Raw genomic sequence first — 16,234 nt, forward strand, 5'->3', positions numbered from 1 at the left:
CGTTCTCCGCCCGCGGACGCACCAAGGGGCCCCCTGCCGGGCGGATGGGGGATCGGAACGCGTCCGACGCTAACCCCGGTCACCGCGCGGGGCGCGGTTGCGAACCACCCCCGGGCGCCGAACCGGTCCCCTTTTCACCCGCCCGGCGGGGGCGCGTGGACGGCCCGTGGAGGCGCGCCCCGGTGCCGTCAGGGAGCCACGTACCGGAACTCCGGACCGTAGGTCTTGCCGCCGGCGCCGGGGATCGGCCGGTCCATCAGCCGTTGCGCGGGGTCCTGCAGGAAGAACATCTGCCCCACCGCGGCGGACAGCAGCTCCTCCGCCTGGCTCGCGTCGCCCGCCCGCCACGGCTTCTCCAGCGCGCGCAGCAGGTCGCTGAAGGCCTGGTTGGACTCGTCGAGGGTCTGGATCGTCTCGGCGTCCGGTGCGGAGGGTCCCGTCCGGGGCCAGCCCCCTTCGGGAACCACCGTCATGCGCTTGGCATCGGGCATCGGGATGGGCGCTCCCGTGAACTCGAACTTCCCGGTGTCCGGGTTCTTCTGCAGCTTGCGCTCGTGGAAGATCTCCCGGAAGGCGTAGTAGTGGGCGCGTTCTCCCGCCTCCCCCGGGTGCGGGTTGTCAGGCGAGGCCGACGTGCCCTCACCCTGTTCCTTGATCACATCGATGGCCGACTCGACGGCGGCGAGCGTGTCGAGGGGCACGACGTCGTTCCCCTCACCGTGCTGGGGCATGAGCATGGTCAGCTGCCGGGTGCCGGTGATCCGCTCCGGATGCGCGCGGAACGCGTCCAGGAGTGCGGTGTAGAAGGCCCCGATCGACGTGTGCTCCGCCACGGCCCGTACGAGCGGATGGTCCGGTTCCTCGATGCGGGAGTACATGTCCACCGCATCCTTCGTCAGTCCGCTGAGGAAGACGGAGAGTTCGGGCCGCACACCGCCGGGAAGCGGGCCCGGGTACCTCGGCACCACCGTCTCGTCGGCGAGCACGGGAGTCCCGCCGATCGTGGTGAGCAGGTTGCACGCCAGACCCAGGTGCGACATCTCGTCGAAGACGATCTCGCGCAGGGTGTCGAAGACGGAACCGTCCCCGGTCGAGGTGTCGATCGACCACAGGCCGCAGAGGTACGGCGGGAGCGTGGCGAGTTCCAGCAGGACCGCCTGCTGCGCCGCCTCCTGCATCCAGTCCACGTCACGCAGCTGCGCGGGCTGCTTCATCAGTTCGACGATGCGATTGTTCGGGGCGTACAGAAGCGCGTTCACCATGGTCTCCTTCCGGACGCGGCTGGTGCCGGAACGCGTTCACCACTGGTACATGTACTGGCGCCACGCGCCGTGCCAGCCCGTGCCGTAATACGTCCACGAGTTGGAGTCGAAGAGCGCCACGTGGCCGCCCCAGTACACGCTCTCGTCGAGCTGGAAGACGGCCCACCATCCTGTGTACGGAGTCGGTGTGGAGCTCGTGCGAACCGCCTTCGACGCGAACCAGGCCCACATGTCCCGTGCTCTGATGGGCCGGCGGGCGTAGGTGTAGCACCGGGCGTTGATGTACGGGTTCGGGGCGGAGAGTTCCGTGTACCCGGCGCGGATGAAGGCGTCCGAGAGGAAGTGGGCGCAGTTGTTCGCGAAGGTGTCGCCCGCGATGCAGCTGTTCGTCCAGTAGCTTCCGACGCTGGAGAGGGGCGGGGCGAGCACGCGGGGCTGGGCCGTCTGTGCCTGCGCCTGTCCCGTGTCCGCTTCCGCGTAGCGCGGCGCGCCCGGCATGTCCGCTGCCGACGGAGGGGCCAGGTGCTCCATCGCCTCGGCGTTCGCGAGCCCGACCGGCCCGCCCGCCGGCTTCGGCTCTCCCGGCATTCCGGGGCTCGTCGGCGGTGCGATGTCCTCCATGGCGACCATGAAGGCGTCCTGCGATTCACCGGCGCGCATCCGGCCCAGGCGGAACGCCGTGGCACCCTGCCGCACGTACACCCTGATCCGGTCCTCGCCGAGGGTCTCCCGGTCCATGATGTCGGACTTGGCGAAGGAATAGACGCAGTCGCTGGATTCGACGATCAGGATGTTTCCCGGGATGTTCCCGTCATCGCGGCTGTAGCCGTCGAAGGGGACGGTGGAGTCGCGTTTCGACGCCCGCTCCATGAGTGAACTGAGGTCGTTCTGTTGACTTTTCATGATGTTCTCGGCCATTGCTCTCGCCTCCTACGTGCGGGCGTGCGGCCGTCAGCATCCCCTCTTTCAGCGTGCACCCGGGAGCCCCGCTCGCGCCACCCGTGGAGACGTCCCCAGCGCGCCAAATGTGGTTGCGAGACGTACTATTGAGAGCGACTGCGGCCTTCGAAACCGCCCCACGCGCGTATTCCGGCGGAAGCCGCAGATGATGTCGTCTCCGTTCCCTTCCGCCTCCCTCCCGTCCGTGGGCGCCCGCTTGCGGCTGCTCGGACAGCTCCGTCTCGAGTACGACGCCGCGCCGGTCGACCTGCGCGGAAACGCGCAACGCCTGCCGGCCTTCGTTGGCGTGCACGGGCGCGTCGGCCGGTTTCCGTCCTCGCCGGCGCCCTCTGGTCCGGACAGGGCCGCCCGGCGCTACGACACGTTCCGCGTCCTGCTGCACAGGGAACTCGGCGGCGGAGTAAGTCCGGGCGTCAGGAACCGTGGAGCCGGGGTGACTTGGGCAGGTGATCTCGCGCCCTCTTCGCCTTTCGCCGGTGCCCTGGTCGATGTCGGACACCGCGCCGCCCGAGGCGAACGTGCGCATGAGGTGACCATGCGTGTGACCCAGGTAACTTATGTCACGACATATGTGTTGTGTAACGTGTCCGATATGAAAACTTCGGAGAAGAATCCGACCCTCGTCTTCATCTCCTGCCTCTCCGGCGCCCCCTGGAGCGCCGAGCAGCTCGCCCCCTACGGCGCGGCGCCCACGCGCACGCTGCGCCTGTCCGAAGGCGTCAACGACATCGAGCGCTACGCCGACCACGTCGAAAGCGCGATCGCGGACCTGGACGACTTCGTGCTGGTCGGCGACTCGTTCGGCGCGAACGTCGCGCTCGCGCTCGCCACCCGCCGCCCGCAGGGCCTGCGCGCCCTGGTCGTGTCCGGCGGATTCGCGGCCAACCCGGTCGACTCGAAGTCGTGGAAGGCCCTGATGCGGGCGATCGGCAAGGCCCGCGGCCCGTTCTACCGGCAGCTGACGCTGCGGGCCCACGCCCACCGTCTCGCCTCCCCGTTCGACGGCGAGGGGCAGGTGTCCTGGAGTGAGCCGCGCAGCCGCGAGCTGTTCCTCGCCAACACCCCGGCCGCCTCCTTCGACGCCCGCGTGCGGGCCGCCCTCACCGCCGACTACGTCGACGTGCTCGGCCGGGTCCAGGTCCCGACCCTGATCCTGACCCCCTCGCACGACGTGCTGATCGGCGAGGACGCCTCCAAGACCATGCTCGCGGGCATCCCCGACGCCCGGGAGGTCGTGCTGCCGCGCACCGGCCGCATGTTCCGCTTCTCCCACCCGGTCACCTACGCCGCCGCGGTCGACGACTTCCTCGCCGCCCTGCCGGCCACCCGCCAGGGCGCCGATGCGTAAGGCCGAACACCTGCGGTTCGCGATCCTGGCGGCCCAGCGCGAAGGCAACCGGCTGCTGATCCAGGCCCTCAAGCCCCACGGCATCACCCCGTCGCAGGCCGAGGTGCTGCGTCTGCTCCAGCAGCACGGCACCTTGAGCCTCAACGGACTCGGGCGGCTCCTGGTGTGCGAGAGCGGCACCAACCCCAGCCGGCTGGTCGAACGCGTCGTCGCGGCCGGACTGGTCGAACGCCGCACCGACGCCGAGGACCGTCGTTACCTCCAGCTCAGCCTCACCCCCGAGGGGCGGCGCCTGGCCACCGCGGTCGCCGAGATCGAAGAGCTCCTCTACGCCTCGATGGACGCCGCCTGTGAGGGCCTGGACACCGACGCGATGCTCACCTTCCTGCACAACTTCATCGACGCGCTGCCCTCGGGCAAGGCCCTCAACAAGCGCCTCGACCTCGACGGCCCGGAGCGTGCATGACACCTGCCCGTACGTAACAGGCATTACATCTAGCCATACTGAACATTGATGTGTAACTTCTGGAACGTCGGCGGAGCTGATTCCGCTCGCTTCGGACGTCCGAGAGGGAACGACGTTGATGTACATCTCTGCGCCCCGCCGCGGGGCGACAGCCGTGCTGGCCTGCACGGCTCTGGCGGTGGTCTCCGGCTGCGGCGCGAGCGGTGCCGGCGGTGGTGAGCCCGCGGCCGGGGGCGAGGTCGCCGGGGTCACGGTCACGCGGGACGCGGCCCTCCACGAGGCCCTGCCCGAGCAGATCAAGAAGGCGGGCACCGTGCGCGTGGCCACGGACGTCCCCTACCCCCCGCTCGCGATGTTCGTCACCGAGGGGAAGAGCGACCTGACCGGCCTGGACTACGACCTCGGCCAGGCCCTGGGCGCGAAGCTCGGCGTCAGGTTCGCCTTCACCCCGACGAAGTTCGACGGCATCGTGCCCGCCCTCCAGGCCGGCAGGTTCGACGCCGCGATGTCCGCCCTGACCGACAACAAGGAGCGGCAGAAGGTCGTCGACTTCGTCGACTACTCGCGCTCCGGCTCGGGCATCCTGGTGGCCGAGGGCAACCCGGCGAAGATCAGCACGCTGGACGACCTCTGCGGCCGGAAGGTCGGCGTCCAGGCGGCCACCAACCAGTACAAGCTGCTCACGGCCCACCAGGCCGCATGCCGGGCCGCCGGCCGGAAGCCGGCCGACATCCAGACCTTCCCCAAGGACTCCGACGCCCAACTCGCCCTGCGCTCCGGCAAGGTGATCGCGGAGGTCGTCACCAAACCCGCCGCCGGCTGGTCGGCCAAGACCGCCGACGGCGGCAAGGCCTTCGACCTGGCCGAGGACCCCGAGGCGCCGGCCGGCTACCGTGCCTCGCCCAACGGCATCGCGGTCAGCAGACAGCTCCCGCAACTGACCGAGGCGATCAGGCGGGCGCTCCAGGCGCTGATCGACGACGGCACCCTCACCAAGATCTGCGACAAGTACGGCGTCGCCTCCATCGCCGTGAAGGAAGCCACCAAGAACGCGGCGGTGGACTAGAGATGACCACCACCCACGTCGGCGCACCGCACACCGGCGCGCCCCTCGCACCCGACACGTTCGAGATCGTCCCCGTCCACCACTGGGGTCGCCGGCTCTCCGCGGTGGGCGCCGTCGCCGCGCTGGCCGGCCTCATCGGCTCGCTCGCGAAGAACGGCAACCTCCACTGGGACGTCGTCGGCCACTACCTTTTCGCCGGGCTCATCTTCGACGGCCTGGTCACCACCCTGTGGCTGACCGCCGCCGCGATGACCGTCGGTCTCGCCCTCGGCACCCTCGTAGCCGTCATGCGGCTCTCGGACAACCCGGTCCTGTACGGCCTCTCGTCGCTGTTCGTCTGGGTCTTCCGCGGCACCCCGCTGCTCGTACAGATCATCTTCTGGGGCTACGCAGGTGCCCTCTACCACCACGTGATGATCGGCGTCCCGTTCACCGGCGTCACCTTCTTCCAGGCCGACACCAACGCCCTGCTCACCCCGTCCGTCGCGGCCCTGCTCGCGCTCGGCCTGAACGAGGCCGCGTACACCTCCGAGATCGTCCGCGCCGGGATCCGGTCCGTCGACCCGGGGCAGACCGAGGCGGCCCACTCGCTCGGCATGCGCCCGGCACTCACCATGCGGCGGATCGTGCTGCCCCAGGCGATGCGGGTGATCATCCCGCCGCTGGGCAACGAGACGATCAACATGCTCAAGATGACCGCCCTCGTGTCGGTGATCGCGGCACACGACCTGATGTCCAACATCCAGGACGTGTACGGGCAGAACTACCAGGTCATCCCGATGCTCGTGGTGGCGTCGCTCTGGTACCTGGCTCTGGTCAGCGCCCTGAGCGTCCCGCAGGCGTGGCTCGAACGCCGCTACGGGCGCGGCACGGCCCGCGGCGCCGAGATCTCCCCCCTGCGACGCCTGTGCGCCGGACCCCTCACCGCCCTGCTCGGCCGCACACACAAGGAGGAGGGCCGTTGAACGCGCCCATGGTGCACGCCGAGGGCGTGCGCAAGCACTTCGGGAAGCTCCAGGTCCTCAAGGGCATCGACCTGACGGTCGAGCGCGGCCAGGTGTGCTGCCTCCTCGGGCCCTCCGGCTCCGGCAAGTCCACGTTCCTGCGGTGCATCAACCATCTGGAGAAGATCGACGGAGGACGGCTCTCCGTCGACGGCGAACCGGTCGGCTACCGGCCACAGGGCACCCGCCTCCACGAGTTGCGCGAGCGCGAGGTCGCCGCCCGGCGGCGCGACATCGGCATGGTGTTCCAGCGGTTCAACCTCTTCCCGCACATGACCGCCCTCGAGAACGTCATGGAGGCCCCCGTCAAGGTCGCCGGCACCGCCAGGGAACGGGCCCGAGACGAGGCGAGGGCCCTCCTCGACCAGGTGGGGCTCGCCGACCGCGAGGGCCACTACCCGGCCGAGCTCTCGGGCGGCCAGCAGCAGCGCGTCGCCATCGCCCGCGCCCTCGCCATGAAGCCGAAACTGATGCTGTTCGACGAACCGACGTCGGCGCTCGACCCCGAACTCGTCGGCGACGTCCTCGACGTCATGCGCCGGCTCGCGGACGACGGCATGACCATGGTCGTCGTCACGCACGAGATCGGCTTCGCCCGCGAAGTCGGCGACCTGGCCGTCTTCATGGACGAAGGCGTCGTCGTCGAATCCGGTGACCCGCGACGGGTCCTGGCCGAACCGGAGCAGGAGCGCACCCGTGCCTTCCTGTCGAAGGTCCTGTGAGCGCCCCGCCCCGGCAGCAGCCCCTCGACGAAGCGCTGCTGTCCCTGTCCCACGCACACCAGGCCCGGTACCTCGAAGACCTGGCCGAACTCGTCGCGATCGACTCCGGCTCGTACAGCGCCGACGGCGTCAACCGGGTCGCCGACCTGGTCCGGGCCCATCTGGAGCGTCTGGACTTCTCCGTGGAACGCGTCCCGCTGCCACCGGCCCAGGGACACCGCACCGGAGACGTGCTCATCGGCCGCAGACGAGGTCGCCTCGCCGTCGCCGACGGAGGCCGCAGACTCCTGCTCGCCGCGCACATGGACACCGTCTTCGACGACGGGGCCGCCGCCGAACGCCCCTTCTCCCTCAGCGGACCCCTCGCCCACGGACCCGGCGTCAGCGACGACAAGGGAGGCCTGGTCGCAGGCCTCGCAGCCCTCGAGATCCTCGCCTCGGCAGGCATCGAGGACTACGCGGAACTCGTCTTCCTCGCCACGCCCGACGAGGAGATCGGCTCACCCGCCAGCCGGCCGGTCACCCGGCGGGCGGCCGAAGGGGCGCACTACGCCCTCGCCCTCGAATGCGCCCGGGAGAACGGCGACCTGGTCATCGCGCGCAAGGGCGTGGCCGACTTCAGGCTCACCGTCACCGGCCGCGCCGCACACGCGGGCATCGAACCCGAACGCGGGGCGAACGCGGCTCTGGCCGCCGCCCACCTCGTCATCGCCGTCCAAGCGCTGAACGGCACGTGGGAGGGCGTCACCCTCAACGTGGGCGTCGTGCGCGCGGGCAGCCGCTTCAACATCGTCTGCCCCGAGGCGGAACTCCTCGTCGAGATCCGCTCGACCACGGACAGCGGCATGCGGGCGGCCACCGCCGCCCTCGAAGAGGCCGCCTCGCGGCCCGTCGTCCCCGGCACCCGCGTCACCGTCGAGGAACTCGCGTCCTGCCCGCCGATGGAAGACACGGCCGCCTCCCGCCGGATGCTCGGCAGGGCCCAGGACATCGGCGTACGCCTGGGTCTGACCTTCGGCGCCACGGCGACGGGCGGCGTGGGGGACGCCAACACCATCGCCGGGACAGGAGTCCCGACGCTGGACGGTCTGGGACCGGTCGGCGGCGCCGACCACACCCCCGAGGAGTGGCTCGACGTCAGTACGGTCCCGGCCAGGGTCGCCCTGCTCGCCTCCCTCATCGCCGACCTCGGCGACGGCCGCAGCGACTGACGCTGCCCCCCCGACGCTCCCGCACCGGCTCACCGCGCCGTTGCCCGGTGCGGGAGCACCCGCCGTCGCCCCGGGCCCGGCGGCCGTGATCGCCGCTCGATCGATCGGCATTAGGCTCGGCACGCGGGCGCACGCCCGCCGACGACCGAGAAGGGAACCCGCGATGGCCTCCGGCGCACTCGCCGACGTGATCCGGCACAAGCTGGGCGACCTCAGCCCGGCCGAGCGCAAGGTCGCCCGCGTCCTTCTGGCCAACTACCCCTCCGCCGGCTTCGAGACCGTCGCCGTCCTCGCCGAACGGGCGGGCGTCAGCGCCCCCACCGTCATCCGCTTCGTCAACCGGCTCGGCTACCGGGGCTTCCCCGACTTCCAGACCGCGCTGCGCGAGGAGCTCGACGAACGCAACGCCTCACCCCTGTCCCTGTACGAATCCGCCGACCGCACCCGCGCCGACGAGGCACCGGCCGGCGAAGCATCCCTTCTCGAACAGGGCAGCAGGCTGTTCAGCTCCGCCGTCGGGCAGACCCTCACCGAACTCCCGCCGCACGACCTGGAACACGCCGTCTCGCTCCTGGCCGACGGCAGACGGCGCATCACCCTGACCGGTGGCCGCTTCACCCATCTCCTCGCCCAGTACCTCGGACTGCACCTCATGCAGTTGCGCGGCGACATCCGGCTCCTGCCCGCGGGAGACGTCGAGCGGACCGCGGCACTCGGCACGCTCACACGCCGCGACGTCCTGGTCGTCTTCGACTACCGCCGCTACGAGGAGGACAAGGTCACCATGGCCCGACTCGCCCTCGAACAAGGCGCGAAGGTCATCCTGTTCACCGACCGATGGCTCTCCCCGGTCTCCGCACACGCCGAGGTCGTCCTGCCCAGCCTGGTCACGACACCCTCACCGTACGACAGCCTCGTGCCCACCCTCGCCGTGGTCGAGACCGTCGTCGCCGGAGTCGTCGCGGCACTCGGCGACGAGGCCCCCGCACGCCTGCGGCACACCGAGGAGACCGCACGGCGCCTCGGACTCCAGTGACCCGCGGCACCGGCCTGCGGTGACGCGGGCCGCCGGACCACCGCAGGCGAACGCAGAGGGCCGGGACCGGTGGCGGGGCCACCGGTCCCGGCCCTCGCCGGGCGCCGGCTCGTTACATCGGCTCGGGGAAGATGTCGCTGATGCTCCAGGCGACGCTGAAGCAGGGGGCGAAGGCGTCGGCCTCCTGCTCGGTGTCCAGGGCCTGGAGCGCGAGGATCTGGGTCATGGATGATCTCCTCATTCTTGTCGGGGTCGTATCGGTCGGTCACTGCATACCTCGGCACGAGGCGTTCGCCACCGCGCCGAGGGGGTCGTGGGAGGCCCGTCCGGTGCCGTCAGACGGCTGCCGGGAGCCGGGGTCGCGCAGGGTGGGGCCCCGGCAGGAGCGGGCCGGACAGCAGGCGGTGCAGGGTCAGCAGGACACCGGCCCCGCCACTGGACAGGTCGGCGGTGAACCGCTGCGAACCCGCTCCGAGGAAGCGGACACCGCGCCGGTACGGGACGGCGTACTTCAGCAGGCCGGTTGCCGCGCGCACGGCGTCCCCGCGGGCGGCGTCCGTGCCGGTGAGCCCGGCGTGCTCGGTCAGGAACCAGGTCAGTCCGGCCAGCCCCCGGTACAGGCCCGCCTCCTTCGTGGCGCACGAGACCCGGATGCCGGCGACCAGCCGCGGCAGTGCCGCGGCGCAGCGCTCGTCCGGCGCGGTGGCCACGTAGCGGGTGAGCACCACCGCGAGACCGGCCGCGCCCGTGGCCAGGTACGGCATGGCACGGGTGAGCCGTGCGTCGTCGGAGAGGGACAGGGCGCCGTCGTCCAGCGGGAAGGTCCGGTCCAGCTCCTGGTGGAGCAGCAGGCGGCCCGCCTCCAGGAAGCGGGCCTCGCCGGTGTCGCGGGCCAGGCGGTGGAGGAAGAGGGCGAGTCCCGAGCGGCCGTGCAGCAGGCCGCGGGCGTCGTGCTCGCCGAGGGCGGCCGGCAGGTCGGCGGTGCGCAGCAGGCCTTCCCCCGCCGCCGCGGCCCGCTCCAGGTGGCTGCTCTCCCCGGTCAGCCGGTGCAGGGCGAGCCAGCCCAGGCCGACTCCGGCCCGCCCGCCGGCCAGCGTGCCGCAGGAGGCGGTGAGCGGGTGCCCGTCGGCGGCCCGGAGCAGGTCGACGGCCTCGTCCGGCCGGCCGAGGCCGGCCAGCACCCGGGCGATGCCGGCCGAGCCGACGAGCAGGCCGGGGGGCAGTGCGTCGCGCAGCGCCAGCGTGTCGCGGCGCAACCGTTCGAGGATCTCCTCCGGCACCGCAGCACCGGCGCGGTGCAGGGCGTGCACCACCCCGGCCGTGCCGTAGGCCAGACACACGTTGTTGGTCCGGAACGCCTCGGGTGAGGGCGGGAACACCCAGTCAGGCCGGTCGGCGTCAGCCATCTCGAGGAGACCGGCGGCCACCTCCTCGGCCAGCCGGGTGAGGCAGCCGCGCGGATCGGTGTCCAGCTCGACGGGGGAGGGCGGACGGCCGGGACCGCTCTGGCCCCGCGCCCGGTCTCCCGTCAGGTGGAAGGCGGTCGCCCGCTGCCACAGGTCCTGCGGCGGAGCGACGTCCGCCAGATCGCGGCGCAGGAGGGCGAGGTTGGCGGGCGCGTGCTCGGCGGTCTCGTTGAACGGTGCCAGGAAGGCGAGCGCGACCGCCGACGTGCCGTACCGGTCCTGCAGCAGCGGATCGTCGTCCGCGCGGCGCAGGCCGGGCGGCGGCGTGAACCCCGGAGTGCCCATCCCGGACGGGGTCGCGGACACCGCCGAGGCCGCCTCGAAGTCGACGAGACGGACCCCGCCCGACGGCGTGACCAGGACATTGCCCAGGCTGAGGTCACCGAACCGGTAGCCGGCGGCGTGCAGCCGCTCCAGCGAGGCGTCCAGCGCGGCAAGGAGACGCCGGCACGCCCCGTAGTACGCGGCGACGGACTCGGCCGTGCGGTCGGCGCGGGCCAGCGGGGAGGACCGGCTCAGCCAGCCCACCAGCGGCTGCCCCGCGACGTGCTCGGTGACGAGGAAGTCGTGCTCCCACTCCGTGAAGTGGTCCAGCGGCTCCGGGCCCACCCCCGGGGCCGCCGCGTGCAGTTCGCGCAGCACGTCGTACTCGTGCCGCAGCCGCTGCTGCGCGTCGGTCCCGTCGAAGACCAGGCCGTTGTGGGCACGGGCCTCCTTGAGGAAGACGGTGCGGCCGGTCCGCCGGTCGCGGGCCTGGTAGGCGCCGCCGGCGTTGCTCAGGCGCACCGCGCGGATCACCTCGTAGTCGCGGATCAGGATCGGGCCCGCGTGCGGCTGCTCCTCCTGCTCGACGAAGGGGTCCGTGATCCCCGCGGGCAGGTGGAAGGCGGGCAGTCGCGAGTCCACGACCTCGCGGCCGGAGCCGTCGCGGACCGTCCCCTCCCGGGTGCCGTCGGCCCGGAGCCGGCTGCGGGCGCCGTCGAAGGAGCCGTAGCGGTAGTGGACCGTCCGCGAGTCGCGAAAGCGCCGGTCGGTGAGGACGTACGGCCCTTCCTCCCCGTCGAGCGCGTCGCGCAGGCGTTCGAGGAGCCGGCGGGCGGACGCCGTGTCCGGCGGGTAGACGGCGCAGAACTTGCCCGCCTGGGCCCGCACGGCGTGCTTGTGATGGAGGAACAGGAAGAAGAGCCGGGCGCTCAGGTGCTTGAACGGCACGCCTTCGGAGAAGCAGATCCCGGCGACGGTGTCGAGCACGTGCTGCGCCCGGTCGAGGCGCGCCGACACGTGGATCTTCCAGCCCTGCTCGGCGAGTCCGGTCCGCGGACCGCCCCAGACCGTCCAGATGCCCTGGGCGGAGCCGCGCACGCCCGGCGGCACCTCGCCGGGAGCGAAGCGCGGCCCGGGGTCGGCCACGCCGGCCAGCGGCAGGTAGTACTCCCGGTCCGCGAGCGCCTCGCCGAAGCCTTCGAGCACGGGATCTCCTCACAGGGGACGGTGGGTGGGCCGCAACAACGTTCTCGCGCGCCGGACGCCAGGACCGGCAGGTACGGAGGCGGTTCGGGCGGCGGTATGCGACCGGGATCAGGCGAGAACGCCTCCGGGGCGACCCGCCTTCTCGTCCCCGGGCATCCGCAGTACCGCCGCACCGTGGACCCGGCCCGCGGCGAGGTCGGCCAGGGCGCGGTCGGCGTGGGCGAAGGCGTAGGGGGAGAGGGTCGGGCGGAGGCGGTGTGCGGTGGCCGCGGCGAGGAACGCGCGTCCGTCCTCGCGGGTGTTGGCGGTGACGCTGCGGACGGTCCGCTCCCGGAAGAGGTGCCTGGCGTAGTTCAGGGGAGGGACGTCGGAGAGGTGGATGCCGGCGATGGCGAGCGTTCCGCCGCTGTCCAGCGCTTCCAGGGCCGACGGGACGAGGTCGCCGGCCGGGGCGAAGAGGATCGCGGAGTCCAGTGGCTCGGGCGGCCCCGTCCGGGCGTCGCGCGCCGAGGCGGCGCCGAGCTCCAGGGCGAGGGCCTGGGCGGCGGGGGAGCGGGTGAGGACGTGGACGGTGGCGCCCTCGGCGACGGCGAGCTGCGCGGTGAGGTGGGCGGAGGCGCCGAACCCGTAGATGCCGAGCCGCCCTCCTTCGGGGAGCTCCGCGCGGCACAGGGCCCGGTGGCCGATGATCCCCGCGCACAGCAGCGGGGCCAGCTCCTCGGCCGCGTACCCGGTGGGCAGCTCGTACGCGTAGGCGGCGGGCACGGTGGCGTACGTGGCGTAGCCGCCGTTCGCGTCCCAGCCGGTGTAGCGGGAGGCGGGGCACAGGTTCTCCCGGCCGTGCGCGCAGTACGGGCACGTCCCGCAGGTACGCCGCAGCCACGGGACACCGACCCGGGAACCGGCCTCCGGACCGGTGACCTCGTCGCCGACGGCGACGACGTCCCCGACGGCTTCGTGTCCGGGGACGACCTGGTCCCGGTGCGGAGGGAGTTCGTGATCGCGTACGTGGAGATCGGTACGGCACACGCCGCACGCGCGAACCCGGACCAGCAGTTCGTCCGGCGCCGGGGCGGGCACGGGCAGTTCCCGGCGCTCGATCGTCCCGGGGCGGTCGGCGAGGACGACCCAGGCCGCCATCGTCTCCGGAACGGCGGCAGTCACGTCGGGTCAGGCCCAGGCGGTGAGCAGTCTGTCGTGGTGGGCCGCGAGCCAGGTGGCGAAGTCCTGGAGGGCGGGGTTGAGGTCACGGACGGCGGTGAGGTCCCGGGCCGCGGTGAAGCGGTGCTCGCAGTCCGCGTAGTACTGGAACATGTTTCCCGTCTCGTCGGCCCCGGGCAGGCCCTGCGCGCGCCACTCGTCCGGGCTGAGGGGCCGGTACCGTACCGGTTCGCCGAGCGACTCCGTGAGCGCCGCGGCCATGTCGGCGACCTTGAGGTGCTCGCCGGCGATGCTGATCGTGGCGGCGACGAAATCGGCGCCACCGCGGAGGACGGCGAGGGCGGTCTTGCCGATGTCGTCGACCGCGATGCCGGAGAGCCGGCTCTCGCCCATGGGATAGGTGAGCTGGAAGGCGCCGTCCGGGCCGCGCTGCGGCGCGAAGGCGCCGAGCAGGTTGTCCCAGTAGAAGGTGGTGCGCAGGAAGGTGGTCGGCACCGCTTCCTCGGTGAAGTAGTGGTCGGCCTCCGCCTTGCCGTCGAAGTGCGGCACCTTGTAGCGCTCCTGGAGCGTCGGCATCCGTTCGTCGTCGAGGGGGATGCAGTCGCGCGTGTCCTCCAGGGTGGACCAGATCGCGTGCTGTACTCCCGCATGGGAGGCGGCCCGTGCGACCGCCTGTGCCTGGGCCTTCTCCCGCTCCGCGGACATGTGCTCCCAGAAGTTCGTGACCACGAACGCGCCGTACGCGTGCTCGAAGGCCGGCGCGAGGCTGGGCGGATCGTCCAGGTCGGCCCGGACGATGTCGTCGACGCCGAGGCGCTTCAGCTCCCGGGCGGGTTCCCCGTCGGGGTGGCGGGTGACGGCGCGTACCGCGAACTCACTCGCGTGGTCGGCGAGGACGGCCCGCACGAATCCGCCACCCTGCTTACCGGTCGCTCCGATCACCGTGATGATCTTCTTCTCGGTCATGGCTCGATCGCCTCGTACCTCGGACACGTGGTTCGGCTGCTGTCGTCCCGCTTACCGTTCGTCCTGTCGTCCTGTCGTCCTGTCGTCCCGCTTACCGTTCGCCCTGTCTGCCCGTGTCCTCCCGCTTGTCCTCGTCGACGATCTCGGCGTCGACGATGTCGTCCCCGCCGTCCCCTCCCGCGTCGCCGGCCCCCGGCCCGGCACCCCCTTGCGCCTCCTGCTGCTGCGCGTACATCGCGGTGCCGATCCGCTGGGCGACCGCGTTCAGCCGGTCGACGGCCGTGCGGACCTCCGCGGCGTCCTCGCCCTTGAGCTTCTCCTTCAGCTCGGCGATCGCGGCCTCGACCTCGGACTTCACGTCACCGGGGATCTTGTCCTGGTCGTCGCGCAGCAGCTTCTCGGTCCGGTAGACGAGCTGCTCGCCCTGGTTGCGGGTCTCGGCCGCCTCCTTGCGGGTCCGGTCCTCCTCCGCGTGCCGTTCCGCCTCGCGGATCATCCGGTCGATGTCGTCCTTCGGCAGCGAGGAGCCGCCGGTGACGGTCATCTTCTGCTCCTTGCCCGTGCCCAGGTCCTTCGCGGTCACGTGCATGATGCCGTTGGCGTCGATGTCGAAGGCGACCTCGATCTGCGGGACGCCACGCGGGGCCGGCGGCAGACCGGTCAGCTCGAACATGCCGAGCTTCTTGTTGTACGCCGCGATCTCGCGCTCGCCCTGGTAGACCTGGATCTGCACGGACGGCTGGTTGTCCTCGGCCGTCGTGAAGATCTCGGACCGCTTGGTCGGGATCGTGGTGTTGCGCTCGATGAGCTTGGTCATGATGCCGCCCTTGGTCTCGATGCCGAGGGACAGCGGGGTCACGTCGAGGAGCAGGACGTCCTTGACCTCACCCTTGAGGACACCGGCCTGGAGCGCGGCACCGACCGCCACGACCTCGTCCGGGTTCACTCCCTTGTGCGGGTCCTTGCCGGTCAGGGACCTCACCAGCTCGGTCACCGCGGGCATGCGGGTCGAGCCGCCGACCAGGATCACGTGATCGACCCGGGCCACATCGATGCCGGCGTCGTTCACCGCCTGGTGGAACGGCGTCCTGCAGCGCTCCAGCAGGTCCTCCGTCAGCTTCTCGAACTGTGCTCGGGTGAGCTTCTCCTCCAGGTGCAGCGGGCCCTCGGCGGAGGCCGTGATGTAGGGCAGGTTGATGGTGGTCTCCGTGGCGGCGGACAGTTCGATCTTCGCCTTCTCCGCGGCCTCGCGCAGACGCTGCACCGCCATCCGGTCCTTCGACAGGTCGACGCCGTACCCGTTCTTGAAATGCTGCACCAGGTGGTCGACGACGCGCTGGTCCCAGTCGTCCCCGCCGAGATGCGTGTCCCCGTTGGTGGCCTTCACCTCGACGACGCCGTCGCCGATCTCCAGGAGGGACACGTCGAAGGTGCCGCCGCCGAGGTCGAAGACGAGGACCGTCTGGTCGTTCTCCTTGTCCAGTCCGTACGCGAGCGCCGCCGCGGTCGGCTCGTTCACGATCCGCAGCACCTTGAGACCGGCGATCTCGCCCGCCTCCTTGGTCGCGGTGCGCTGCGCGTCGTCGAAGTACGCCGGTACGGTGACCACCGCGTCCGTGACGTCCTCGCCGAGGTAGCCCTCGGCGTCCCGCTTCAGCTTCTGCAGCACCCGCGCCGAGATCTCCTGCGCGGTGAAACGCCGGCCGTCCACCTCGCCGCTCGCGGGGAACCGCCAGTCCGACTCGCCCATGTGCCGCTTCACCGACCGGACGGTGCGGTCCACGTTCGTCACAGCCTGCCGCTTGGCCAGCTCGCCGACCAGCACGTCGCCGCCCTTGGCGAAGGCGACCACGGACGGCGTCGTCCGCGCACCCTCCGCGTTCGCGATGACCGTCGGCTCGCCGCCCTCCAGTACGGAGACCACCGAATTCGTCGTTCCCAGGTCGATACCGACCGACCGAGCCATGTCGGCCTCCTGTAATCCACGAGAGCGTGCCGCGAAGGCGCTCCTCCATCTCCGGCGTCTTCCCCGCACGGACGCCGACATGCGCCCGCGACCCGCCTCAGCCGAGGGGATCTTCCTGTCGTCCGCACGC

Annotated in this window: 13 protein-coding genes; 7 read left to right on the plus strand and 6 right to left on the minus strand. The window is 71.5% G+C overall.

The features are described from left to right. Positions 1 to 188: 188 nt before the first annotated feature. Positions 189 to 1,262 (minus strand): ferritin-like domain-containing protein, encoded by a 1,074-nt coding sequence (locus tag GGE06_RS08265; protein WP_221517894.1) that lies wholly within the window; start codon positions 1,260 to 1,262, stop codon positions 189 to 191. 36 nt (positions 1,263 to 1,298) lie between these two features. Next, complete coding sequence (locus GGE06_RS08270; protein WP_184930409.1) at positions 1,299 to 2,180, minus strand: hypothetical protein; 882 nt, start codon at positions 2,178 to 2,180, stop codon at positions 1,299 to 1,301. Positions 2,181 to 2,814: 634 nt separating this feature from the next. On the opposite strand from GGE06_RS08270, the gene GGE06_RS08275 reads away from it, so the two are divergent. The 7 genes from GGE06_RS08275 to GGE06_RS08305 all read left to right on the plus strand — a co-directional run bounded on the left by GGE06_RS08275 (position 2,815) and on the right by GGE06_RS08305 (position 9,075). Then, positions 2,815 to 3,570: an alpha/beta fold hydrolase gene (locus GGE06_RS08275; RefSeq protein ID WP_184930410.1), complete on the plus strand. Its 756-nt coding sequence runs from the start codon at positions 2,815 to 2,817 to the stop codon at positions 3,568 to 3,570. Then, positions 3,563 to 4,036 carry a MarR family winged helix-turn-helix transcriptional regulator gene (locus GGE06_RS08280; protein WP_116157144.1) on the plus strand — a complete coding sequence of 158 codons (474 nt, stop codon included), beginning with the start codon at positions 3,563 to 3,565 and terminating at the stop codon, positions 4,034 to 4,036. The genes GGE06_RS08275 and GGE06_RS08280 overlap by 8 nt, the downstream gene beginning before the upstream one ends. A gap of 118 nt (positions 4,037 to 4,154) precedes the next feature. Next, a complete protein-coding gene (locus tag GGE06_RS08285) occupies positions 4,155 to 5,102 on the plus strand; it encodes an ABC transporter substrate-binding protein (protein ID WP_184930411.1) in 948 nt (315 codons plus the stop codon). Positions 5,103 to 5,104: 2 nt separating this feature from the next. Continuing rightward, entirely contained in the window at positions 5,105 to 6,067 is a 963-nt protein-coding gene (locus GGE06_RS08290; protein WP_184930412.1) for an amino acid ABC transporter permease, read from the plus strand. 8 nt (positions 6,068 to 6,075) lie between these two features. Continuing rightward, positions 6,076 to 6,828, plus strand: coding sequence for an amino acid ABC transporter ATP-binding protein (locus GGE06_RS08295; protein WP_116157141.1), 753 nt, complete (start codon positions 6,076 to 6,078; stop codon positions 6,826 to 6,828). After that, the gene (locus tag GGE06_RS08300) at positions 6,825 to 8,039 is read left to right on the plus strand and encodes a M20 family metallopeptidase (protein ID WP_116157140.1); all 1,215 of its coding nucleotides are present in this window, start codon (positions 6,825 to 6,827) and stop codon (positions 8,037 to 8,039) included. Before GGE06_RS08295 ends, GGE06_RS08300 begins: the two co-directional genes overlap by 4 nt. A gap of 163 nt (positions 8,040 to 8,202) precedes the next feature. Continuing rightward, positions 8,203 to 9,075 (plus strand): MurR/RpiR family transcriptional regulator, encoded by an 873-nt coding sequence (locus tag GGE06_RS08305; RefSeq protein WP_116157139.1) that lies wholly within the window; start codon positions 8,203 to 8,205, stop codon positions 9,073 to 9,075. Positions 9,076 to 9,410: 335 nt separating this feature from the next. Here GGE06_RS08305 and lanKC read toward each other — a convergent pair whose 3' ends face one another. The 4 genes from lanKC to dnaK form a co-directional block, all read right to left on the minus strand. Beyond that, complete coding sequence (gene lanKC / locus GGE06_RS08310; RefSeq protein ID WP_184930413.1) at positions 9,411 to 12,011, minus strand: class III lanthionine synthetase LanKC; 2,601 nt, start codon at positions 12,009 to 12,011, stop codon at positions 9,411 to 9,413. A 108-nt stretch (positions 12,012 to 12,119) separates the two neighbouring features. Beyond that, the gene (locus GGE06_RS08315) at positions 12,120 to 13,151 is read right to left on the minus strand and encodes a zinc-binding alcohol dehydrogenase family protein (protein ID WP_184930618.1); all 1,032 of its coding nucleotides are present in this window, start codon (positions 13,149 to 13,151) and stop codon (positions 12,120 to 12,122) included. Positions 13,152 to 13,181: 30 nt separating this feature from the next. Further along, complete coding sequence (locus GGE06_RS08320) at positions 13,182 to 14,138, minus strand: NmrA/HSCARG family protein (protein ID WP_184930414.1); 957 nt, start codon at positions 14,136 to 14,138, stop codon at positions 13,182 to 13,184. Positions 14,139 to 14,229: 91 nt separating this feature from the next. Further along, positions 14,230 to 16,104 (minus strand): molecular chaperone DnaK, encoded by a 1,875-nt coding sequence (dnaK, locus tag GGE06_RS08325; protein ID WP_184930415.1) that lies wholly within the window; start codon positions 16,102 to 16,104, stop codon positions 14,230 to 14,232. Between the last annotated feature and the right edge of the window lie 130 nt (positions 16,105 to 16,234).

Source organism: Streptomyces nymphaeiformis, from assembly GCF_014203895.1.
Lineage (GTDB): Bacteria > Actinomycetota > Actinomycetes > Streptomycetales > Streptomycetaceae > Streptomyces > Streptomyces nymphaeiformis.